Annotated in this window: 18 protein-coding genes; 12 read left to right on the top strand and 6 right to left on the bottom strand. The window is 48.7% G+C overall.

Annotated features, from left to right (window positions below):
• The first annotated feature begins 87 nt into the window (after positions 1-87).
• The 9 genes from pilW to DSM2777_RS20985 all read left to right on the top strand — a co-directional run bounded on the left by pilW (position 88) and on the right by DSM2777_RS20985 (position 9,359).
• Positions 88-840, top strand: a complete 753-nt coding sequence (gene pilW, locus DSM2777_RS21025; RefSeq protein ID WP_061555080.1) for a type IV pilus biogenesis/stability protein PilW — start codon at positions 88-90, stop codon at positions 838-840.
• Positions 830-1,843, top strand: a complete 1,014-nt coding sequence (gene rodZ / locus DSM2777_RS21020; protein ID WP_061555079.1) for a cytoskeleton protein RodZ — start codon at positions 830-832, stop codon at positions 1,841-1,843. Before pilW ends, rodZ begins: the two co-directional genes overlap by 11 nt.
• Positions 1,844-2,046: 203 nt before the next feature.
• Positions 2,047-3,171 (top strand): flavodoxin-dependent (E)-4-hydroxy-3-methylbut-2-enyl-diphosphate synthase, encoded by a 1,125-nt coding sequence (gene ispG / locus DSM2777_RS21015; protein WP_025800431.1) that lies wholly within the window; start codon positions 2,047-2,049, stop codon positions 3,169-3,171.
• A 132-nt stretch (positions 3,172-3,303) separates the two neighbouring features.
• Positions 3,304-4,578 carry a histidine--tRNA ligase gene (gene hisS, locus DSM2777_RS21010; protein WP_025800432.1) on the top strand — a complete coding sequence of 425 codons (1,275 nt, stop codon included), beginning with the start codon at positions 3,304-3,306 and terminating at the stop codon, positions 4,576-4,578.
• A 13-nt stretch (positions 4,579-4,591) separates the two neighbouring features.
• Positions 4,592-5,212, top strand: a complete 621-nt coding sequence (locus DSM2777_RS21005) for a YfgM family protein (RefSeq protein WP_043491273.1) — start codon at positions 4,592-4,594, stop codon at positions 5,210-5,212.
• A gap of 11 nt (positions 5,213-5,223) precedes the next feature.
• The gene (bamB, locus tag DSM2777_RS21000; RefSeq protein WP_043491277.1) at positions 5,224-6,402 is read left to right on the top strand and encodes an outer membrane protein assembly factor BamB; all 1,179 of its coding nucleotides are present in this window, start codon (positions 5,224-5,226) and stop codon (positions 6,400-6,402) included.
• 147 nt (positions 6,403-6,549) lie between these two features.
• Positions 6,550-8,037 (top strand): ribosome biogenesis GTPase Der, encoded by a 1,488-nt coding sequence (gene der / locus DSM2777_RS20995; protein WP_025800435.1) that lies wholly within the window; start codon positions 6,550-6,552, stop codon positions 8,035-8,037.
• A 131-nt stretch (positions 8,038-8,168) separates the two neighbouring features.
• Entirely contained in the window at positions 8,169-9,125 is a 957-nt protein-coding gene (locus tag DSM2777_RS20990) for an AEC family transporter (protein ID WP_025800436.1), read from the top strand.
• A 9-nt stretch (positions 9,126-9,134) separates the two neighbouring features.
• Complete coding sequence (locus tag DSM2777_RS20985; protein WP_061555078.1) at positions 9,135-9,359, top strand: zinc ribbon domain-containing protein; 225 nt, start codon at positions 9,135-9,137, stop codon at positions 9,357-9,359.
• 55 nt (positions 9,360-9,414) lie between these two features.
• Here DSM2777_RS20985 and DSM2777_RS20980 read toward each other — a convergent pair whose 3' ends face one another.
• The 3 genes from DSM2777_RS20980 to xseA all read right to left on the bottom strand — a co-directional run bounded on the left by DSM2777_RS20980 (position 9,415) and on the right by xseA (position 13,941).
• The gene (locus DSM2777_RS20980; RefSeq protein ID WP_061555077.1) at positions 9,415-10,602 is read right to left on the bottom strand and encodes a MalY/PatB family protein; all 1,188 of its coding nucleotides are present in this window, start codon (positions 10,600-10,602) and stop codon (positions 9,415-9,417) included.
• A gap of 14 nt (positions 10,603-10,616) precedes the next feature.
• The gene (gene malX / locus DSM2777_RS20975) at positions 10,617-12,188 is read right to left on the bottom strand and encodes a maltose/glucose-specific PTS transporter subunit IIBC (RefSeq protein WP_061555076.1); all 1,572 of its coding nucleotides are present in this window, start codon (positions 12,186-12,188) and stop codon (positions 10,617-10,619) included.
• 376 nt (positions 12,189-12,564) lie between these two features.
• Positions 12,565-13,941: an exodeoxyribonuclease VII large subunit gene (gene xseA, locus DSM2777_RS20970; RefSeq protein ID WP_061555075.1), complete on the bottom strand. Its 1,377-nt coding sequence runs from the start codon at positions 13,939-13,941 to the stop codon at positions 12,565-12,567.
• 170 nt (positions 13,942-14,111) lie between these two features.
• Between xseA and guaB the strand changes: the two genes are divergently transcribed.
• Both guaB and guaA read left to right on the top strand, forming a co-directional pair.
• Positions 14,112-15,578, top strand: coding sequence for an IMP dehydrogenase (gene guaB / locus DSM2777_RS20965; RefSeq protein WP_046458684.1), 1,467 nt, complete (start codon positions 14,112-14,114; stop codon positions 15,576-15,578).
• A 102-nt stretch (positions 15,579-15,680) separates the two neighbouring features.
• Entirely contained in the window at positions 15,681-17,258 is a 1,578-nt protein-coding gene (guaA, locus tag DSM2777_RS20960) for a glutamine-hydrolyzing GMP synthase (protein WP_046458683.1), read from the top strand.
• Positions 17,259-17,824: 566 nt separating this feature from the next.
• Here guaA and DSM2777_RS20950 read toward each other — a convergent pair.
• Together DSM2777_RS20950 and DSM2777_RS20945 are read right to left on the bottom strand one after the other, a co-directional pair.
• Positions 17,825-19,423 carry a hypothetical protein gene (locus tag DSM2777_RS20950; protein ID WP_061555073.1) on the bottom strand — a complete coding sequence of 533 codons (1,599 nt, stop codon included), beginning with the start codon at positions 19,421-19,423 and terminating at the stop codon, positions 17,825-17,827.
• Positions 19,424-19,598: 175 nt separating this feature from the next.
• The gene (locus DSM2777_RS20945) at positions 19,599-20,546 is read right to left on the bottom strand and encodes a bifunctional helix-turn-helix transcriptional regulator/GNAT family N-acetyltransferase (RefSeq protein ID WP_061555452.1); all 948 of its coding nucleotides are present in this window, start codon (positions 20,544-20,546) and stop codon (positions 19,599-19,601) included.
• A gap of 264 nt (positions 20,547-20,810) precedes the next feature.
• On the opposite strand from DSM2777_RS20945, the gene DSM2777_RS23960 reads away from it, so the two are divergent.
• Positions 20,811-20,969, top strand: a complete 159-nt coding sequence (locus DSM2777_RS23960; RefSeq protein ID WP_038502005.1) for a YqaE/Pmp3 family membrane protein — start codon at positions 20,811-20,813, stop codon at positions 20,967-20,969.
• A gap of 84 nt (positions 20,970-21,053) precedes the next feature.
• Here the strand turns inward: DSM2777_RS23960 and hemL are convergent, their stop codons facing one another.
• On the bottom strand, positions 21,054-22,340 hold the full coding sequence (gene hemL, locus DSM2777_RS20940; protein WP_061555072.1) for a glutamate-1-semialdehyde 2,1-aminomutase: 1,287 nt from the start codon (positions 22,338-22,340) through the stop codon (positions 21,054-21,056).
• Positions 22,341-22,577: the final 237 nt, after the last annotated feature.

Here is a 22,577-nt window from a genome sequence, read left to right as displayed (position 1 = left end):
GCAGAGCGCATGCATATTGGTGATTTCCCTAACATTGTTGGTCAGATCTTTTGATGATTCAGCGAAAAGGATAACGGGGGTAAAGCAATGAAGCTAAAAATGGGATGGGTAATAGGACTACTAACGACGAGTTTGTTGGTGGGCTGTTCAAGCTCTAAACCTGATGGAGAGCAGATGGCTGCGGCGTCGCAGAGTCGGCTCGAACTTGGCTTGGAATACTTGAATCAGGGCGATTTAAAAGCCGCTCAGCAAAATCTGGAAAAGTCGCGAGATGCGGCTCCAGATGATTACCGAACCCAGCTTGGCATGGCGCTTTACCAACAGCGCACAGGCGATAACAACGCTGCGCAGAAAAGTTATCAAACAGCGATGAATTTAGCGCCACAGAATGGCACTGTGATGAATAATTACGGTGCGTTTCTGTGTAGTTTAGGGCAGTATGTAGCGGCACAACAACAGTTTAGTTCAGCTGCAAATCTTCCTGATTACGGTCAGGTTGCAGATAGCTTCGAAAATGCAGGTTATTGTTTTCTAAAAGCAGGACAGACTGACGAAGCGCGAAAATTATTTAGTCGCGCTTTAAAGAGCGATCCGGATAAGGGAGTTTCGCTAATCGCGGAAGCTATCCGAGAATTTGACCAAGGGAAGCGCGGAGATGCGCGAGTAATGTTGGATGTTTACAATCATATTCTACCGGCGAGTGCCAATAGTCTATGGTTACAAATCCGCTTCGCTGCGTTAGATGGGCGCCAAACGAACTTAGAGCGTTATGGCAAACAACTGGCGCGAAATTTTCCACAATCTCAACAGTACCAGCAGTTCCTAGCGAATGAATACTGAAGCCCCCCAAGATCAAACAGCTCCATTGACTACAGGTGAACGCCTGCGCCAAGGGCGCGAAAAGTTAGAACTTACACAGCGGGCTGTTGCAGAACGTCTGTGCCTGAAAGTTTCAACGGTTCGCGATATTGAAGAAGACAAGGCTCCGGCTGATTTGGCCTCAACGTTTTTGCGTGGATATATTCGTTCCTATGCAAAACTGGTCCATATCCCGGAAGACGAATTAACGCCGCTGTTAGAAAAGCAGGCGCCGTTGAAGGCGGCAAAAGTTGCGCCGATGCAAAGCTTCTCACTGGGTAAAAAACGCAAAAAGCGCGATGGTTGGCTGATGATGTTTACCTGGTTGGTGGTATTTGTGGTTATTGGCATCACCGGTTCTTGGTGGTGGGAAAATCACAAAGCTCAACAAGAAGATATTGCGACAATGGCGGATGAGTCTTCTGCTCAGCTGGCAAAAAATGGTCAGTTACAACCGTCAGAATCAGCTAATGGTTCTGATGAAGTTGCGCAATCTGCGGATACTCAAGAGTCTGTCGGTACACCGCCAGATTCGTCAGTGACCGCGGCAGACAATGGCCAAGCGACTGCTGCACCTACTGATGCGGCTACCGCTCCAGCCGCAACGGCTCAAACCCAGCCAAACCAAAGCAATAACACCGTTGTTGCTCCGAGTCAGGCTCCGGTTGATGCCACCTCCACTGCGAATGGTGCAACTTTACCAACCGCAGGGGCGACCGTCGATTCTGCTGCGTCAGCATCCAACAACTTAGTGATGAAATTTAAAGCTGATTGCTGGTTAGAAGTTAAAGACGCAACGGGTAAAACGCTGTTCAGCGGAATGCAAAAATCTGGTGCTTCACTGGATTTAGCCGGTACGGCACCGTATAAGCTGAAAATTGGTGCACCAGCTGCCGTGGATATCACGTATCAAGGTAAGCCAGTTGATTTGAGCCGCTTTATTAAATCAAGTCAGGTTGCTCGTTTGACGTTGAATGCTGAGTGATTCGTTAGAGTCGCTTATGGTGAGCGCAGCGCGCTGTTGAATCGAAATGAACCGCTCTGACATTCTGCAATAAGCAGGGGGAAGGCGGTTTGTTTTGTGCAGCGTTGGCAGTATAAGTACTTTGTTTACCTGATTGCCGGTTAAATGTTCGAAGCAGAATATGCGTGCTTCAATTGATAGTACGGCATTCATGGAGAATTGATATGCATAATGAATCACCCATTAAGCGGAGAAAATCGACCCGCATTTATGTCGGTAATGTGCCTATCGGTGATGGTGCACCGATTGCCGTACAGTCGATGACCAACACCAAGACAACGGATGTTGATGCCACGGTAAAACAAATACGCGCACTCGAACGTGTTGGCGTAGATATTGTACGTGTGTCAGTTCCGACTATGGATGCTGCTGAAGCATTCAAACTCATTAAGCAGCAGGTTTCAGTGCCGCTGGTGGCCGATATTCATTTCGACTACCGCATTGCGCTGCAAGTTGCTGAGTATGGCGTTGATTGTCTGCGTATTAATCCAGGCAACATCGGCAATGAATCACGTATTCGCTCAGTTGTTGACTGCGCACGTGATAAAAATATCCCCATCCGTATTGGGATTAACGGCGGATCGCTGGAAAAAGATATTCAAGAGAAGTACGGCGAACCTACGCCTGAAGCATTGCTCGAGTCAGCGATGCGTCATGTCGATATTCTTGATCGTCTTAACTTCGATCAGTTTAAAGTCAGCGTAAAAGCGTCAGACGTATTTCTCGCAGTGCAGTCTTACCGCCTGTTAGCGTCACGTATCGATCAGCCTCTGCACCTCGGGATCACCGAAGCAGGCGGCGCGCGTAGCGGATCGGTTAAATCTGCGGTGGGCTTAGGCATGCTGCTGGCCGAAGGGATTGGTGACACGCTGCGTATTTCGCTGGCGGCGGATCCTGTTGAAGAAGTGAAAGTGGGCTTTGATATTCTTAAATCTCTGCGCATTCGTTCGCGTGGGATTAACTTTATCGCTTGCCCGACCTGCTCACGACAGGAATTTGACGTTATTGGTACGGTAAATGCCCTAGAGCAGCGTTTAGAAGACATCATCACACCAATGGATGTATCCATTATCGGTTGTGTGGTGAATGGTCCAGGCGAAGCCTTGGTTTCAACGATTGGCGTGACAGGCGGACACAATAAGAGCGGCTTCTATGAAGACGGTGTGCGTCAAAAAGAGCGTTTTGATAACGAACAGATGATCGATCAGCTTGAGGCTAAGATCCGTGCCAAAGCATCGATGCTGGATGTTAACAAGCGCATCGAAGTCAGCCAGATCGACGAGAAGTAACTGAATAGCAGGTCGCTTTAGGCGGCCTGTAATCTCATTTGCTTTGAATAAACAATGCTCCCGATTGATGAGATTGCTTCAATCCTCCATAATCGGGGTCATTTTTTGAATTACATAGTATAGAGAATTGACGTGGCGAAGAATATCCAAGCTATTCGTGGCATGAACGACTACCTGCCGGAAGATACGGCGCTTTGGCAGCCGATTGAAGCTGCGCTCAAACAAGTCCTGACCAGCTACGGTTACAGCGAAATCCGTTTGCCGATTGTAGAGCAGACCCCGTTATTCAAACGTGCGATCGGTGAAGTGACCGACGTCGTTGAAAAAGAGATGTACACCTTCGATGACCGTAATGGTGACAGCCTGACGCTGCGTCCTGAAGGGACGGCTGGCTGTGTGCGCGCCGGTATCGAACATGGTCTGCTGTACAATCAAGAACAACGTTTATGGTACATCGGTCCGATGTTCCGTCATGAACGTCCGCAAAAAGGTCGCTATCGCCAGTTCCATCAGTTGGGCGCGGAAGTCTTTGGCCTGAATGGCCCTGACGTAGACGCAGAGCTTATTCTGCTGACGGCTCGTTGGTGGCGTGCGCTTGGGATCTCTGAGCACGTTGCTCTGGAGTTGAACTCAATTGGTTCTCTGGAAGCTCGTGCTAACTACCGCGATGCGCTGGTAGCCTATCTGGAACAGTTTAAAGATAAGCTGGACGAAGACTGTAAGCGTCGTATGTATAGCAATCCGCTGCGCGTTCTGGACTCTAAAAATCCAGACGTACAGGCATTGCTCAACGATGCTCCGCGTCTGTCAGAGTATCTGGACGAAGAGTCTCGTGAGCATTTTGCTGGCCTATGTAAATTGCTGGATGAAGCGGGCATTGCGTATACCGTTAATGAGCGTTTGGTTCGTGGTTTGGATTACTACAACCGTACCGTATTTGAATGGGTGACGAATAGCTTAGGCGCACAAGGCACCGTTTGTGCCGGTGGCCGCTATGATGGTTTGGTTGCTCAGCTTGGTGGGCATGCAACGCCAGCGGTTGGTTTTGCCATGGGCTTGGAGCGTCTGGTTCTGTTGGTTCAGGCGGTAAACCCTGACTTCCAGCCTCAGCGCGCCGTTGATGTCTACCTGATTTCCTCAGGTGAAGGCACGCAAAGCGCTGCCATGCGTTTGGCAGAAAAGATTCGCGATGCGTATCCACAGGTCAAACTGATGACCAACTATGGCGGCGGCAACTTTAAGAAGCAGTTCGCTCGTGCTGATAAGTGGGGCGCTCGCGTTGCACTGGTATTAGGCGAAAATGAAATGAATGCGGGTCAGGTGAATGTTAAGAACCTGCAAAGTGGCGATCAGCAAACTCTTGCTCAGGACGACGTTGCGGCGTTCCTGGCATCAATGTTGGCGTAAGGAGTAGAGAACAGTGGAAGTCTATAGCACAGAGAACGAACAAGTTGATGCCCTGCGCCGCTTCTTTATCGAAAACGGTAAGGCGTTGGCGATTGGTGTTGTCATTGGGATTGGTGCACTGCTCGGTTGGCGTTACTGGCAGAATCATCAGCAGGCAGAAATGACCGGTGCATCCCAGTCATATCAGCAAGCAAGTGAAGCGCTGACCGGCGGTAAAGCTGACGGCGTGGCACTGGCTGAAAAGTTTATTGAAAAAAACGCTAACAATTATGGTGTTTTGGCTGCCTTGCAGTTAGCGCAACATGAAGTTGACCAGAAGAACTTTGCTAAAGCTGAACAGCAGCTGGCTTGGGCTCAAGGTCAAACGAAAGACGAAAATCTGAAATCCCTGATTGATCTGCGTTTAGCTCGTGTACAGCTACAGGAAAATAAGCTGGACGACGCACTCAAAACATTGGATTTAATTAAAGCGACCGGCTGGGTTGCTATGGCGCAGGATATTCGCGGTGATGTACTGGTCAAGAAAGGCGACGTAAAAGGCGCCCGTGAAGCATACAGCAAAGGCTTAGCCTCTGATGCTTCCCAGTCATTGCAGGGTTTACTGCGCATGAAACTGAACAATTTATCCAACTAAGGGGATAATCAATGCAATTGCGTAAAACGCTCTTGGTCGGATTGCTGTCTGTGACGTTTTTGAGCGGATGCTCGTGGTTCAGCAGTGAAACTGATGTGGTCACCATGTCACCGTTGCCAAAAGTTGAAAACCAATTCACACCGAACAAGGTGTGGAGCACGTCAGTAGGCGATGGTGTAGGCGAATTCTATTCCCACCTGCGTCCAACTTGGCAGGATAACCGCATTTACGCGGCTGACCGCATGGGCGTTGTAAAAGCAATGGACGCGGATAGCGGCGACGTTGTTTGGTCTGTGAACTTGGCTGAGAAAGATGGCTGGTTCTCGCACAAAACGGCTCTGTTGTCTGGTGGTTTAGCAGTATCTGGCGGAAAAGTCTTTGTTGGTTCAGAACGTGCCGTTGTGTATGCGCTGAGCACTGAAGACGGTGCCGAAGCGTGGAAAACGACGGTAGCCGGTGAAGCTATTTCTCGCCCAGTGATTAGCGATGGTCTGGTATTAATCCATACCGCTAACGGTATGCTGCAGGCGTTAGATGAAGCTGATGGTTCCATTAAGTGGACTGTTAACCTTGATATGCCTTCTCTGACTTTACGCGGTGAGTCAGCGCCTGCTACGGCATTTGGTGCAGCTATCGTTGGTGGTGATAATGGTCGCGTTAGCGCAATCATGATGCAGCAAGGCCAAATGATTTGGCAGCAGCGTGTTGCGCAGCCTATGGGTTCAACCGAAATCGACCGCTTAAATGACGTGGATACTACCCCTGTCGTAGTCGATGGTGTTGTATACTCTCTGGGTTACAACGGTAACTTGGCGGCGCTGGATCTGCGTTCTGGACAAATCCAATGGAAACGCGAAATGGGTTCAGTGAACGATTTCATCGTTGATGCTGGCCGTATCTATGTGGTTGACCAAGATGACCGCGTTGCGGCATTAAGCGCCGATGGCGGTGTTTCTCTGTGGAAACAAAGCGATTTATTGCACCGTAATCTGACCGCGCCTGCGCTGTATAACGGCTATTTGGTCGTGGGTGATAGCGAAGGCTATCTGCACTGGTTGAATACCGATGATGGGCGTTTTGTTGCTCAGCAAGAAGTAGACAGTTCTGGTCTGCTAAGCGCGCCTCTGGTAGCCAGCGATAAGCTGATTATTCAGGCTCGCGGCGGTAAAGTTTACGCATTTACTCGCTAATAAAACAATTATTTAGGGCGGCGAATTAGCCGTCTGGGAACGGCTCCTGATCACCTCAGGGGCCGTTTCGTCTTCTGAAAAGTCCTTGCTCGGGAGTGAATGTTCCCCGCGTATTTGGAATTAAATTAAGTAATAGAGGCTTCAACAATGATACCTGTCGTCGCGCTGGTCGGGCGCCCGAATGTGGGTAAATCCACCTTATTTAACCGCTTAACGCACACTCGTGATGCGTTGGTTGCGGATTTCCCAGGGTTGACCCGTGACCGTAAATACGGCCGTGCTGAAGTTAATGGGAATGAATTCATTATCATCGACACCGGTGGTATTGATGGCACTGAAAATGGCGTTGAAACGCATATGGCTGAACAATCGTTAATGGCGATTGAAGAAGCGGATATCGTGCTGTTTATGGTTGATGCTCGTGCAGGTTTAATGCCTGCCGATGAAGGCATTGCTCAGCATCTGCGCAGCCGTGAAAAAGCCACTTTCTTAGTTGCTAACAAAACTGATGGTATCGATCCTGACGTTGCGATCGGCGATTTTTACTCATTAGGCTTTGGCGAAGTTTATCCAATTGCCGCCTCCCATGGCCGTGGCGTCGCTCAGCTGATTGAAGAAGCGCTGATCCCGTTCGTTGAAGCTCCAGAGCCTGAGCGTGAGCTGACGGAAGAAGAAGCTAATGCGGCCTACTGGGCAGAGCTTGAAGCGGATGAAGCCGATGAGATGGCTGAAGAGGAAGAAGATGATTTCAATCCTCAAGATCTGCCTATCAAGATCGCTATCGTCGGGCGTCCAAACGTCGGTAAGTCCACACTAACCAACCGTATTCTGGGCGAAGATCGTGTTGTGGTTTATGACATGCCGGGAACAACGCGTGACAGCATTTATATCCCAATGGTACGTGATGAGCGCGAATACGTGCTGATTGACACCGCTGGGGTGCGTAAGCGTGGGAAAGTGACCGATACGGTTGAGAAATTCTCCGTCATCAAAACGTTGCAGGCGATTGAAGACTCTAACGTTGCGTTGCTGGTGATTGACGCCCGTGAAGGTATTTCAGACCAAGACTTGTCGCTATTAGGCTTTATCCTGAATAGTGGGCGCTCACTGGTGATTGTGGTCAATAAGTGGGATGGCCTGTCTGAAGACGTTAAAACTCAGGTCAAAGAGATGCTGGATCTGCGTTTAGGCTTTGTGGACTTCGCGCGCATTCACTTTATCTCTGCATTACACGGCAGCGGTGTGGGCAATCTGTTTGAATCCATTCAAGAAGCCTATGACTGTGCGACTCGCCGTGTAAGTACATCCTTACTGACACGTATCATGAATATGGCGCAGGAAGACCATCAGCCGCCGTTAGTTCGTGGTCGTCGTGTAAAACTGAAATATGCCCATGCCGGTGGTTATAACCCGCCGATTGTGGTGATCCACGGTAATCAGGTGAAAGACCTTGCAGATTCTTACAAGCGTTACCTGATGAACTACTTCCGTCGTTCACTTAAAGTAATGGGAACACCTATTCGCATTCAGTTTAAAGAAGGCGACAACCCGTATGCGGGTAAACGTAATATGCTGAATCCAACTCAGCTGCGTAAACGTAAACGTCTGCTTGCTCATATTAAAAAGAGCAAATAACGTATAGCTAATACGCAAAGTTATGATGGGGCGCAGAATATGCGCCCCATTTTTTTATGGTAGCGCCGTGAATTTTCAGTGTATTCTCTTCGTCTGCAAACTATTTTTTCAACGCCAACAAGGATTTGAGTATGTCGTGGGAGACGTGGAGTTTTGCCTTTGGTGTTACGGTACCCAATTTGCTGATGTTGCTGCTGGGCGTTGTGCTGCGCCGGTTTCGCCTATTGGATGATGCTTTCTGCGATGGTGCTACCCGTCTGGTTTTTAATCTCTCACTTCCTTGTCTGCTGTTTTTCAGCATTGCGACCAACCATTCGACGCTCGGCAATAATTTAGCTTTTGTTGTTTATGGGGGCGTGGCAACGGTGGTGAGCTTCTTGCTGCTGGAATTGGTTGCGCTCAAATTGGTAAAAGAGCCGCGTGAGCGAGGTATTTTCGTTCAGGGGGGCTTTCGCGCGAATACTGCCATCGTGGGGCTGGCCTATTGCGCTAGCGCTTACGGCAGCGAAGGCGTTGCCGTTGGGTCGATGTATATGGCTGTAACGGTGATCTTGTTTAACGTGCTTTCCGTGGTGACGTTGACCCGAACATTGAGTTCGGACGGTCAGCAGAAAATCAGCTGGGGCAAGATATTACGCGGGGTGATCACTAACCCGCTGATCATCGGCATTGTTCTTGGCCTATGCTATTCGCTGACCAAACTACCGGTTCCAGAAGTCTTATCCTCGACCGGGAAATTTATTTCAGCGATGGCGCTACCGTTGGCGTTGCTATGCACCGGAGCAAGTATCGATTGGCATGCTATGTTTAGCTCTTCTAACGTGGCGGGTTATTCTAGTGCGGCCAAGTTAATTGCTGTTCCGGTGCTTATGACGCTGGGTGGCTGGTTATTCGGATTTCGCGGCGTGACGTTAGGGGTTATTTTCTTGTTCACCTCCACGCCAACCGCCGCTGCGAGTTACGTTATGACGCGAGCGATGGGTGGAAACGCCACTCTAGCGGCTAATATTATTGCGATTACTACCGTTGGATCTTTTTTCACCACGGCGCTGGGGCTTTATTTTCTACGCGGCTGGGGTGTTATTTAGGAGGTTAAAATGGATGTGTTTTGTCCGAAGTGTCAGCACGAAATGGTGTGGCAGCAGGGTGATTACTTTTGCCAGCATTGTCAGCAAGCCTATCAGCAACATGCCGATTGCCCTGATTGTGGCAAGCCACTCCAGGAATTAAAGGCCTGTGGGGCCATTGATTATTTTTGCCCGAACGGCCATGGAATGATTTCTAAAAAGCGCGTGGTGTTTAGCTACGTGGTTAAAGAGTAAATCTCAAACTAGGCGTATCCGTGCGCCTAGTTTGATGGCCGTTCAATATGTCTACTTACGCGCTATGCCTTTGGACAAACTCTTCCAGACGAGCCATCGCTTGTTCAATAAGCGCTTTCGGCGTGCCAAAATTAATGCGGATATAGTGCTCACCGTTTTGTACATAGTGCGTGCCATCTTCAACAACTACGCCGGTTTCATGAGCCAGTTGATGAGTGAAATCATAGGCATTCATCCCTGTTGCGCTAACGTCAATCCAGGCGAGATACGATGATTCGGTCCGCATCATTTTTAACGTTGGTAGGCGCTCACTAATAAATTCATAGAGATAGCGTTCGTTTTCAGCTAAGTAGCTATTCAACGCTTTCAGCCAGTCTAATCCTTGTGTATAGGCATAAATTAATCCCCATACGCCGAACATATTCGGCGACGTAATCGAGTTTTTCTCTAACTGCTGACGAAAACGTGCACGTAATTTTTCGTCGGGAATAATGCTATAGGAAGTCTTAAGCCCGCCGAGATTAAAGGCCTTATTGGGCGAGGTGAGCAGAATAAGATTGTCTGCATGCGCACAACCTTCATTTAATGCATTGATAAACGTACCGTGCAGAATATGCTCAGCGTGGACTTCATCAATAACTAAAATTACCTGATACTTTTGGCAAAGCTCAGAGACTCGACGGATCTCCGCCGCCGTCCAAATTCTTCCCGATGGGTTGTGCGGCGAGCAAAATAGGTAAAGTTTTGGCTGATGTTCTTTTATCTGCTGCTCTAATTTTTCAAAATCGAGTTGATAGCGCTGATTTACGGCAACCAAAGGATTAGCTATGACGCGTACTTTTTGACGCTCTGCGGCCAATGCGAAAGGATCGTACACTGGCGTGTTCATGAGAATGGCATCGCCCGCGTTGCAAAATGCCTGAATGGTGTAATGCAGCGTTGAGACGGTGCCATAGGTAAGCGTGATCCATTCCCGTGCAATATCTGCATTATGTTGCTTAGCTTGAAAATCGATGACGGCCTGATAGAACTCGTCAAAGCAATAGGTATAGCCGAAAGTACCGTGCTCCATGATTTGGCGCAGTCCTGCGATGACCTCGGGAGGCGATTTAAAGTCCATGTCAGCAATCCACATGGGAATAAAATCTTTTGGCACAGCTCCAAAGCGTGAGCAGACGTAGTCATAATCCCACTTACGACATTTATCAACGCTACGATCGATAATCTCATCAAAATTATACATACGGTTCCCTTGGGCTAGATTAATGCTTCAATGCCAGTTTTTACGCTTTGTACCTGAGGCCCGATAATAACCTGTAGGCTGTGGTTATCGAGTACCACGACGGCAAGTGCACCTGCTTTCTTTAATATATCTTTATTGATAAGCGCCATATCTTTTACCACCAAGCGCAAGCGAGTGATGCAGTTGTCTAAAGAGTCGATATTGTCCTTGCCACCTAACGCTGAGAGAATTAATTCGGGATCGTACTTCGAACCTTTATTATTTTTGGCTTTTTGATCTACTTTCTCAGCTACGCTAATATCATCATCTTCTCTGCCGGGTGTTTTAATATCGTGTTTGAGGATATACCATCGGAATACAAAGAAATAAACTGCGAACCAAATAATTCCGACTGGGAATATGAGATACCACTTGGTTGCTGTGCCTTGCATGATACCAAAGATTAATAGGTCTAATATTCCACCGTCTGTATTCGCGATTGTTACACCTAAAAGTGCCATAACCATCAGTGCTAGACCTGACATGATAACGTGGAAGACATATAAGAAAGGTGCAATAAATAAGAATAAGAACTCAATGGGTTCTGATATTCCTGTGACCACAGAAACTAAAACACCAGAAAGTAAAAGCCCTTTTATAATTGGTCGGTTTTCTGGTTTCGCGGTACGGTAAATTGCATAAGCAACGGCGGGTAGGCCAAAGATAAAGGTTGGCATAAAGCCTTGGGAAAGGAACGCTGTTACATGTGGACTAAACGGTAAACCTGCCTTTAGTTCAGCATAGAAAATATTAAGAGCACCTGATATTTCTTGCCCACTGACAAATTCAGTACCACCTGCCGGTGTGAATCTTACCATTGCCAATAATATATGGTGCAAACCAAAAGGTTTTAATAATAGAACACCAACTCCATATAAGAATGGGCCAAAGACGTTAGTACTCTGAATTAATCTCCCAATGGCTGTGATGCCGATAGCAACATATTCCCACAAAAACGGAATAATCAGCCCAACGATAGAGAGCGTAAGTGCCGTAATGATAGGGACAAAGCGAATGCCGCTAAAAAATGCAAAGGCATCATGGAGCTGCGTATCTTGAAAGCGTTCATGTAGGAAATAGGTAATAACCCCAACGACAATCCCACCGAGAACCCCCATCTCAAGCGATTGAATGCCTAATACCATGGCTTGCCCAGCCTGTTTCATATGCGCTGCATCGGCAAGTTGATGGCTACTCATAAGATAATAATTAATCGAAAGGTTCATTATCATATAGCCCACAAAGCCTGAGAATGCACCAATCGCTTTATTACGCTTAGCAAGACCTAATGGAATTGCCATTGCAAACATAATCGGTAAGTAAGTGAAAGCGAACCCGCCCACGGTAGCAACGAATCCAAACGTTAGCTGAACTAATTCATTGCCTAAAAATGGAAAGCTTTTTATGGTGGATGGGCTAGTAATTGAACTTCCAACGCCTAATAACAAACCCATAAAAGCTAATAAAGAAACGGGAAACATAAAAGTCTTTCCTAGACTTTGAAAAAATTCCCATAACCTTGACTTAAAAGATTTTGTGTCCGACATGTGGGCACTCCCAATAAACAGGTAATGATAATAAACCGCCATTGTTAGAAACGAATGGTGATAATGTTTTATCTGTGAACTAGGAGATGTTTAATAAATATGATGATCCCCTAATAGCCTTAATGGGCTGTGAGGAATTAAAACAAAGCGGGTGTTTATAGAATGCACTGAGGATCACAGTTTTATTTTGCGTCGATTTCACGCCATTTTGCTTTCGGTTCATAACCAATCAAAAGCAAAGTGAAATTTAAATGCGTTGTTTTTATCTATAAAGCAAGGAAGGGATGACAGAATAACGAAAGTGGGTATAAACAGGATTCAGGCCACCGCTTTTATTATGCGAAGTGACCTATATCACAGAACTCACTATTAAGGCCTATGAGTCATGTTTTGCACTACGTTTTTTAGGCAGCGCTGCGATTGAAGTCACCGTGCTTTCTACCCATCCGTCTTGCACTCGGGTTTTTAACAGATCGCCATTAGCGACCTGCTTAATGCTTTTCAGCACACCGCCGCTTGGTGGTTGTGTCACGCTAAACCCACGTGCCAGTGTGGCTAGTGGGCTAACGCCCTCTAACTGCGAGCACAGTGCGCCAAAGCGTTCACGATTGCCGCTAAGCTGGCGTTGGACGAGTAATTCCAGCCGGTTGTGAAGCTGCTCGATGCGCTGTTGGTGGCGCTGAATACGCGCAGAGGGCTGCTGTTGATTAAGGCGTTGGCTGGTGCGCTCTTGCTGGCGTTCCGCCAAACGCAGGCGTGTTTGCACCGCTTCGTCCAAACGGCGGCGTAGCTTAATCAGCAACGTGTGCTGACGAGCCAGACGTAGCTGTGGATGCTGCTGCTGTAGACGATGATTCAGACGAGTAAAACGCTGCTGATGGCGAGCAAGATAATAATCCATCGCCATTTCCATGCGCTGCTGCTGTGAAAGCATTTGGCGCATGAGCTCGGTTTGGTTGCGGCTAACTAATTCTGCGGCCGCGGACGGCGTTGGCGCACGCAGATCGCCAACGAAATCAGCGATAGTGACATCGGTTTCATGACCAACGGCGCTGACGATAGGGATGAGGCTGGCAAAAATAGCCTGCGCCACGCGCTCATCGTTAAAGCTCCATAAATCCTCAAGCGAGCCACCGCCACGACCGACAATCAGCACATCACACTCTTTACGCAGGTTAGCTAATTCAATGGCGCGCACAATTTGCATCGGTGCATCGGCACCTTGTACCGCGGTCGGGTAGATGACCACTGGCAGGGACGGATCGCGTCGTTTTAATACGTTAAGGATATCGTGCAGTGCGGCACCGCTTGATGACGTCACAACGCCAACGCAGTGGGCTGGCGACGGTAATGGTTTTTTGTGGGCAGGATCGAACAGACCCTCTTCCTGTAAGCGTTGCTTCAACTGCTCAAACTGCTGTTGCAGCAAACCGTCACCGGCGGGCTGCATACTTTCAGCAATCAGTTGGTAATCCCCACGCGGTTCGTACAGCGTGATGGTGGCACGCATCAAAATCTGCTGGCCGTTTTGCGGGCGGAAAGTGACACGGCGGTTGCTATTGCGGAACATCGCGCAGCGCACCTGAGCACGATCGTCTTTAAGCGTGAAGTACCAATGGCCCGATGAAGGCTGAGATAAGTTGGAGATTTCGCCTGATAACCAGATCTGCCCCATTTCCATTTCTAACAGCTGACGGACGGTCTGATTTAACCGGCTAACGGTAAAAATTGGGGGGGAAGATGGCAGTGACATGTGACGTAGATCAAACTCTAAATCAAGGTGTTAATCAGTCGATACTACATGCTTGAATGACCTTCGCAAGACTTTTTTGTAAAAAGTACTGGAGGCAACCGTTTTCGGCCTGTATAATGCCGCGGCAATATTAAATCTATTTGATTTACCACCCTGGTGAGATATTGCCCATGCTACGTATCGTAAAAGAAGCCCTAACGTTTGATGACGTTCTCTTAGTTCCAGCCCATTCTACCGTTCTGCCAAACACTGCCGATCTTAGCACTCAGCTGACTTCATCCATTCGTATGAATATCCCAATGCTGTCTGCGGCAATGGACACCGTTACCGAAGCGCGCCTCGCGATTGCGTTGGCACAGGAAGGCGGTATTGGTTTCATCCACAAAAACATGTCTATTGAGCGTCAGGCTGAAGAAGTTCGTCGCGTCAAAAAACATGAAAGCGGCGTGGTAAAAGATCCTCAAACGGTGACCCCAACCACGACTCTGCGTGAAGTGAAAGAGCTGACCGAGCGCAATGGCTTTGCTGGTTATCCTGTCGTTACTGACGACCTGGAACTGGTTGGTATCATCACCGGTCGTGACGTGCGCTTTGTTACCGATCTAGAGCAGCCTGTTACCGCGGTAATGACGCCGAAAGAGCGTTTGGTTACCGTGAAAGAAGGTGAGGCTCGCGAAGTCGTTCTACAGCGCATGCACGAAAAACGTGTTGAAAAAGCGCTGGTTGTTGACGATAACTTCCACCTGTGCGGCATGATCACCGTTAAAGACTTCCAGAAAGCAGAGCGCAAACCTAACGCGTGTAAAGATGAGCATGGCCGTCTGCGCGTAGGTGCTGCGGTAGGTGCGGGTGCAGGCAACGAAGAGCGCATTGCAGCGCTGGTTGAAGCCGGTGTTGACGTACTGCTGATCGACTCTTCCCACGGCCATTCTGAAGGCGTGTTACAACGTATTCGCGAAACTCGCGCTAAATTCCCTGATCTGCAAATTATCGGCGGCAACGTTGCCACGGCCGCGGGCGCAAGAGCATTGGCAGAAGCCGGTGTGAACGCGGTTAAAGTCGGTATCGGCCCTGGCTCTATTTGTACGACGCGTATTGTTACCGGCGTTGGTGTTCCACAGATCACTGCCGTTTCAGACGCTGTTGAAGCGCTGGAAGGCACCGGTATTCCTGTTATCGCCGATGGCGGTATCCGTTTCTCCGGTGATATCGCGAAAGCACTGGCCGCTGGCGCAAGCTGCGTCATGGTCGGTGGTATGCTGGCAGGTACCGAAGAATCTCCAGGTGAGATCGAACTGTATCAAGGCCGCTCTTTCAAATCATATCGCGGTATGGGTTCACTGGGCGCGATGTCCAAAGGTTCTTCTGACCGTTACTTCCAGAGCGATAACGCTGCGGACAAACTGGTTCCTGAAGGTATCGAAGGCCGCGTAGCTTACAAAGGCCACCTGAAAGCGATTATCCATCAGCAAATGGGCGGCCTGCGCTCATGCATGGGTTTGACCGGCTGTGCAACCATTGATGAACTGCGTACCAAAGCTGAGTTTGTTCGTATCAGCGGCGCGGGGATTCAAGAAAGCCACGTTCACGATGTGACCATCACTAAAGAGTCACCGAACTACCGCATGGGTTCGTAATATCTTTATAGGCGGTGAGGGCACCAAGCTGTTCTCACCGCTGAATATTCAGTGACCTGTTTTCGTTTTTTTGGCTATTTATTTTTCTAAACAAGGCCTTACATGACTCAAAATATTCATAAGCATCGCATTCTGATTCTGGATTTCGGCTCCCAATACACTCAGCTTCTTGCACGCCGCGTGCGTGAGATCGGCGTATACTGCGAGCTGTGGGCATGGGATGTCACCGAAGAGCAGATCCGTGAATTCAACCCAAGCGGTATTATTCTGTCTGGCGGCCCTGAAAGCACGACTGAGAACAACAGCCCACGTGCGCCAGAATACGTATTTACTGCCGGTGTGCCTGTGTTTGGCGTGTGCTACGGCATGCAGACCATGGCGATGCAACTGGGTGGTCATGTTGAAAGCTCAAACGAACGTGAATTTGGCTATGCACAGGTTGAAGTAACTGCGCACAGCAAAATGTTTGATGATATCAAAGACTCTCTGACTAAAGACGGCACCCCAGTGCTGGACGTTTGGATGAGCCATGGCGATAAAGTTACCGCGATCCCTTCTGATTTTGTCACCGTTGCCAGCACTGAAACCTGCCCTTACGCCATTATGGCGAACGACGAAAAACGTTTCTACGGCGTTCAGTTCCATCCTGAAGTGACTCATACCCATCAGGGCCAGCGCATGCTGGAGCGTTTCATTCTGGATATCTGCGGCTGTGAAGCTCTGTGGACGCCAGCTACGATCATCGAAGATGCGGTAGCGCGTCTGCGTGAACAAGTGGGCGAAGATGAAGTCATTCTGGGCCTGTCTGGCGGCGTTGACTCTTCTGTGACTGCGCTGCTGCTGCACCGTGCTATCGGCAAACGTCTGACCTGCGTATTCGTTGATAATGGTCTGCTGCGCTTGAACGAAGGCGAGCAGGTGATGGAGATGTTCGGCGATAAATTCGGTCTGAATATCATCCACGTTAAGGCCGAAGAACGCTTCCTGAGCGCGCTGTCTGGCATTAACGATCCAGAAGCTAAACGTAAAACTATCGGCCGCGTATTCGTTGAAGTCTTTGATGAAGAAGCGTGCAAACAGCCGGGCGTTAAGTGGTTGGCACAGGGTACTATCTACCCAGACGTGATCGAGTCTGCGGCATCCGCAACAGGCAAAGCGCACGTGATTAAGTCTCACCATAACGTGGGCGGCCTGCCAAAAGAGATGAAGCTGGGTCTGGTTGAACCGCTGAAAGAGCTCTTTAAAGATGAAGTGCGTAAGATCGGTCTGGAACTTGGTCTGCCATACGATATGCTGTATCGCCATCCGTTCCCTGGTCCTGGTTTAGGCGTTCGTGTGCTGGGCGAAGTGAAGAAAGAGTACTGCGATCTGCTGCGTCGTGCGGATGCTATCTTCATCGAAGAACTGCACAAAGCGGATCTGTATAACAAAGTGAGTCAGGCATTCACTGTGTTCCTGCCGGTTCGTTCCGTTGGCGTGATGGGCGATGGTCGTAAATACGATTGGGTTGTCTCTCTGCGTGCGGTAGAAACTATCGACTTCATGACCGCGCATTGGGCACATCTGCCATACGATTTCCTTGGCCGCGTCTCCAACCGCATCATCAATGAAGTTAACGGTATTTCCCGCGTGGTGTATGACATCTCCGGCAAGCCACCGGCTACCATTGAGTGGGAGTGAGGTTTTTTTCTAAGCATCTTATTTAAATAATATTTAATGTGCCATTGATGATGTTTTTTTGCGTTATCAATGGCATTTTTTATGGCATCGAGTCAGGTGTCACAAGTTGGGTAACGCTGATGCCAAGAGCACATCCAGTGACTGGCATGGTATTTGTCAGAAGCCTGCAAATTGGGGACAATTTGCGCTGTGTCCTGCTGTTCAGTAAGTGGAAGGCACAGACTGTTCTGCAACGTTTGCTGCCCATCGCCTCTGCAACATGAATGCTCGCTCTTTGCCGACGAGCAGTCTTTTAGTGAAAGTGATGAAGCAACCGCGTGAAGTCAGAAATCATCTAGGAAATGAATCGACGAGCCTTTCCTAGACGGCACAGGATTACGTCTCTCGAACTCTATCGGAGACAGGCCATCCGCAGACGAATGTCTGCGAATGAGCCATCCGAACCTGCGCAGCTTGAGGCTGGCATATTCAAACTCATCATGATGGCAGCATCGTGTGCTCTCAGTTTACAAAAAGGCCCGCCAGTTGTTTTGGCGGGCCTTTTTGTTTTGCATAGTGGCTTTCTGCTACTTGGGGCCGACCAGCTTTAGCACCAACTTTGATTTGTTTTGCTCGAACGTGTAAATCGCGGCCAATGGGACAGCGGTGACAATCACCCCTGACAGGACCGAGGAGACTTGCGAGTTGTATTTATTCAGTAATGGCACTGCGGCAATGCCTTGGCTAATAACCCGTTGGGCGTAAATGCCGGCAACAGCCGATGCCGCGCCCATAATCACGACTTGCAAGGCCGCCAATTTATCTGGCTCATTGCTGGTAACGATACGGATTGCACGCACAACGCTGAGGGTGCTCTCACGAATCAGCGCAAAGACAAATGAAGGCATCTTCAATACCAAAGAAATGAGAATCTGAGGTATCACGCTCAAGGCGCCTGCTACGCCAGCCTCGATGCCCAGTGATTTTGCACTCGACCAAATTTGACGTTCTTCAAAACGCTTGGCGAGTTCAGCGCTCAGGCGATTCTTGCTGAGCTTCATCTCCTCAACAATTCCTTCTTCGGAGACAAACTTCATGCGTTTCAGTTCATCCATGAACACGTCAATGGTCTCCACCACAATCAGGCCCACGACCTGTTGTGCGGCCATGGTCGCGCCAGTGAAGGCAACAGTGGTACCGATCTCTTTAACGGCCTGGATTTTTGCAGAGCGGATAACCTGCTTGCTCTCTGCATAAATTTTATCGACCGCCTTTTTGTCGATGACATGCTCTTTACCTGATCCCTTGATCGTCACGATCAACTTACTGTCATCGGTAGGATGTGACTTAGAATTCGCGGACAGCCAGTCATACAGGTCAGCCTCACCCTTTTGGCTGTTGATGCTTCGGTGCATGTACTTCAGATTGCCGGGGTCGTTCACGACCTTACCCAACTGTTCATCGGTCAGGCCCATTTTCAACAGCAGAGAAGAGAAGATTTCTTTTCTTGAGGTGATGTGATCGACCGAGACAATAGTAGCCTTATTTCGTTCATAGACCAAAGGTTCATCCGGGTTGTAGTCATTCCGGAAAACCGTGCCGTTCGGCGTTTTATGCGAGGGCTTTGCATGGGAGTAGTCACCAAACGTGCCCTGTTTTTCGTGTCGATAGGTATCGTAGTCGTCAGTCAGCTTGCCATATTTAGCTACACTTTTTTCATCTAGGATGCCTCCTAGCATAAAAGCAGCGATCGCGCGTCGAATTGATTCTTTGCGGCATTGCTCGTAGATGTCGTCCACGGAGCTCGCTGGGGTAGGTAGACGCTTTTTAACGTCGTTGACCATGTCGAACGTGGTCTTATCCAGTTCTAGTGTATCGCGGAACATGCGGTTGAGCTTGCTTGCTGATTGCTTGGAAAATTTTATAGCGGCTTCTGTTGTTTCGTTCAGGTCGAAATTCTGTACGGCATCGACGGCACTGTCTTTCATGTTCACAACGCCATCGCTCGCCTTGACGGCCTGATCTGTAAGATAGTCACGGGTGCCCGCATAGTCATGTTCCATGACTGCATCGATAGCCTTCGTTGTAGCTTTGCCCGCCTGGTCCGCAATGTTTGACGCAGTCCGCTTAGCAGTTGCAGCCGCATCTTTCAACTTGTCCGCGCTGAATTTATCGAAGAAACTCATGCTACACCTATTCCATTATTTTACAATTTGAATCAAATGTAGCATAGGACGCTGGCAATTAGATCCTTATCAAAAAGGCGTTGTTGCATAAATCGTTGCCCTTCAAGCGGTAGGCTTGCTGCATGAGTCAGTCACGCAATAACCCTGTTTTATTTGAAGGGTTACGGGGTGATGATTAAATTTTGCGTGTAAACTGCTGTTCTGTGATGCTGCTTCCCCATTGAGTTCCTTCCCACTCTTTCGTTAGTTTAAAACCAAATGATTCGTATAAACTCCTTGCTGCGGTCAATTTATTAAAGGTCCATAGTTGAACCGCAGAAAATCCTCTTTTATCGCAAAACTTCATCGCTTCTGCTATTAACTTTCTGCCAGTTCTGTTGCCTCGACAGCTATCGTCAAGAATGAACCACCGCAAATGAGCCTCGCCGTTGCCAAGATCTTCACCGTCGATTGCGACCGAGCCGACAACACGCCCGTTCAACATAGCCAGCCAAATTTGATTACACTCATTGTCTAAACGCCCGGAGAATTCAGCTAATTCTGTTGCAACTCTTGCCTCAAAAAAGCTACCGAAATTGTGCTCCCTAGCATAGTAACCGCCGTGCATTTCAGCGATGCGGCCAATCATTCCGGGATGGTAGCCGGAAACAATTTGTAGATTGTTTTGAGTGCTCATTTCGTTATTTTCGCGGCAGGCTTGTAGCGCATTGGCATAGATCATAAGCCCCTGTGAGGCTGCATTTTGCTGATGTGGATTCATTTTTTTTAATGCAGCGATGACGAGCTCGTTAGCGTAATGATTAATTCTTTCTACCGTTTTCCGGCCCTGTGCACTAAGGCTGAGCTGTTTGATTCTGGCATCTTTGGCTGAAGGGCATTCTTCCAGTTCACCTGCACTGAGAAGTTTAGCTAACATACGGCTGACGCTAGACTTCTCAAGCCCTAAGATCTGTACTAACTCCGCAGCTGTCATCGACCCACGATGTTCTATTTCAAGTAAGGTATGAACTACTGATGGGGAGTATTCAGTTGCGGCCAGTGTGCTACGCATAAAACCGAGCTCCCGTACCATTTGTCGTGAAGCTACGCGTATTTCTTCAATGATGGATGTTGGATTGCTCATTATACTGGCCTTTAAAATTAAGTTGTATAATACAACCATTCTCTTAAGGCACTGTCAATGGCGATTGTGGATTAGGTTTATATGTTACCCGATGGTGTGTTATTACGTGGGAAAGCCTTCCTGCCGATAAAAAAACGCCTGCATACGGTGGAATTTATGGCTAATTATCTGATTTTTTTATCACGTTGTGGCTGACGGTCTATGCTTAATGTTGTGTCTCATCAAGATGATGGGGATTCATTAACACAATTTAAGGAGAGTGAGATGGGATTTTGGCGAATTGTTTTCACCATTATATTGCCGCCGCTAGGGGTATTGTTAGACAAAGGGATTGGCGGCGCTTTTCTGCTAAATATTATCTTAACGCTGTTGGGCTATATTCCAGGACTTATCCATGCATTCTGGATCCAAACGCGTAATTAAAATGGGCCGAGTGTAGTAAACCGAGTGTGGTACACGAGTTTAGTGAAAACAGTACGCCGCGGCGCGGCGTACTTGAGATAAAACCTATTTCTTCATCTTCACAAAACAACGACGCGCGGCATCGATGGTTTTCTGAATATCTTCCTGTGAATGCGCCAGCGACATAAAGCCGGCTTCAAACGCAGAAGGAGCGAAGTACACGCCTTCTTCCAGCATCAAATGGAAGAACTGCTTGAATCGTTCGACGTCGCAACGCGTCACGTCCTGATAGCAGGTAACGGTTTCCTGATCGGTGAAGAAAATCCCAAACATGCCGCCCACGTGATTCACTACAAGTGGAATGTCTTCTTTTTGCGCAGCATCTAACAGGCCGGAAGCGAGATTGTCGGTGAGTTCGGTCAACTGTGGATAGATGCCCGGCTGAGAGATCTCGTTGAGACAGGCGAAGCCCGCGGCCATCGCGACAGGGTTACCTGATAGCGTACCGGCTTGATAAACAGGGCCGGTGGGTGCCAGTGCTTCCATCACATCACGGCGACCGCCGAATGCGCCAACGGGCATACCGCCGCCGATGATTTTGCCTAAGCAGGTTAGGTCCGGCGTCACGCCGTAATAATCCTGAGCACCAGCCAACGCAACGCGGAAGCCTGTCATCACTTCATCAATAATTAGCAACGCGCCGTATTGGTCGCATAGCTCACGTAAACCTGGCAGGAATTCAGGCTGTGGAGGAATACAGTTCATGTTTCCTGCTACCGGCTCAACGATGATGCAGGCGATGTCGTCAGGGTATTGCTTGAACGCCTGTAAAACGGATTCGATATCGTTATAGGTGCAGGTCAGCGTATGTTTAGCAAAGTCAGCCGGAACGCCCGGAGAGTTTGGCTGGCCTAAGGTGAGGGCACCCGAGCCCGCTTTCACCAGCAGGTGATCGGCGTGGCCGTGGTAGCAACCTTCGAACTTGATGATCTTATCGCGGCCGGTAAAGCCACGAGCCAGACGGATGGCGCTCATGGTGGCTTCTGTACCTGAGTTCACCATACGCACCATGTCCATGCTTGGCACCAGCGTGGTGACCAGTTCGGCCATTTTGACTTCCATTTCGGTTGGTGCGCCAAAGCTTAAGCCACGGCTAACTGCCTCTAGCACGGCTTCGCGAATCGCTGGATGGTTGTGGCCGAGAACCATTGGCCCCCATGAGCCAACGTAATCAATGTAGGCTTTGCCATCGGCATCGTACAGGTAAGCGCCATCTGCGCGCTCAATGAATAAAGGCACACCACCAACGCCGGTGAAGGCGCGAACCGGGGAGTTAACGCCACCCGGAATTAGCTCTTTTGCCTGAGCGTACAGACTTTCAGACTTACTCATAAATCGGCTCCTGACCTGTGCTGAATGTAAAAAGTCGCTTCTATTCTAAAGAAGTCGCCACTGAGATGAAATGAAGAAAAACGTCAGGTTAGGTGTTGAACATAATTCAATCGTATCAACGTGGATATAAACGCTATCCTTATGGAGTAGCAATCTCTCACTCGCAAAGGGGACTTAGCGGCATTTGCCATGTAGAATAACGCCTCTTTCATTTGTATTACTTATCAACCACACCTT

Source organism: Obesumbacterium proteus (genome assembly GCF_001586165.1).
Lineage (GTDB): Bacteria > Pseudomonadota > Gammaproteobacteria > Enterobacterales > Enterobacteriaceae > Hafnia > Hafnia protea.
The sequence above is the reverse complement of the archived record's forward strand: the minus strand, read 5'-3'. Positions and strand labels throughout refer to the sequence as shown.

Bases quoted from the DNA above. Each gene is read 5' to 3' on its own strand.
- pilW (WP_061555080.1), top strand. From the start codon at position 88: ATGAAGCTAAAAATGGGATGGGTAATAGGACTACTAACGACGAGTTTG.
- der (WP_025800435.1), top strand. From the start codon at position 6,550: ATGATACCTGTCGTCGCGCTGGTCGGGCGCCCGAATGTGGGTAAATCC.
- DSM2777_RS23960 (WP_038502005.1), top strand. From the start codon at position 20,811: ATGGGATTTTGGCGAATTGTTTTCACCATTATATTGCCGCCGCTAGGG.
- DSM2777_RS20945 (WP_061555452.1), bottom strand. From the start codon at position 20,546: ATGAGCAATCCAACATCCATCATTGAAGAAATACGCGTAGCTTCACGA.
- DSM2777_RS20985 (WP_061555078.1), top strand. From the start codon at position 9,135: ATGGATGTGTTTTGTCCGAAGTGTCAGCACGAAATGGTGTGGCAGCAG.
- ispG (WP_025800431.1), top strand. From the start codon at position 2,047: ATGCATAATGAATCACCCATTAAGCGGAGAAAATCGACCCGCATTTAT.
- guaB (WP_046458684.1), top strand. From the start codon at position 14,112: ATGCTACGTATCGTAAAAGAAGCCCTAACGTTTGATGACGTTCTCTTA.
- DSM2777_RS20950 (WP_061555073.1), bottom strand. From the start codon at position 19,423: ATGAGTTTCTTCGATAAATTCAGCGCGGACAAGTTGAAAGATGCGGCT.
- DSM2777_RS20980 (WP_061555077.1), bottom strand. From the start codon at position 10,602: ATGTATAATTTTGATGAGATTATCGATCGTAGCGTTGATAAATGTCGT.
- DSM2777_RS20990 (WP_025800436.1), top strand. From the start codon at position 8,169: ATGTCGTGGGAGACGTGGAGTTTTGCCTTTGGTGTTACGGTACCCAAT.
- hemL (WP_061555072.1), bottom strand. From the start codon at position 22,340: ATGAGTAAGTCTGAAAGTCTGTACGCTCAGGCAAAAGAGCTAATTCCG.
- bamB (WP_043491277.1), top strand. From the start codon at position 5,224: ATGCAATTGCGTAAAACGCTCTTGGTCGGATTGCTGTCTGTGACGTTT.
- malX (WP_061555076.1), bottom strand. From the start codon at position 12,188: ATGTCGGACACAAAATCTTTTAAGTCAAGGTTATGGGAATTTTTTCAA.
- rodZ (WP_061555079.1), top strand. From the start codon at position 830: ATGAATACTGAAGCCCCCCAAGATCAAACAGCTCCATTGACTACAGGT.
- xseA (WP_061555075.1), bottom strand. From the start codon at position 13,941: ATGTCACTGCCATCTTCCCCCCCAATTTTTACCGTTAGCCGGTTAAAT.
- guaA (WP_046458683.1), top strand. From the start codon at position 15,681: ATGACTCAAAATATTCATAAGCATCGCATTCTGATTCTGGATTTCGGC.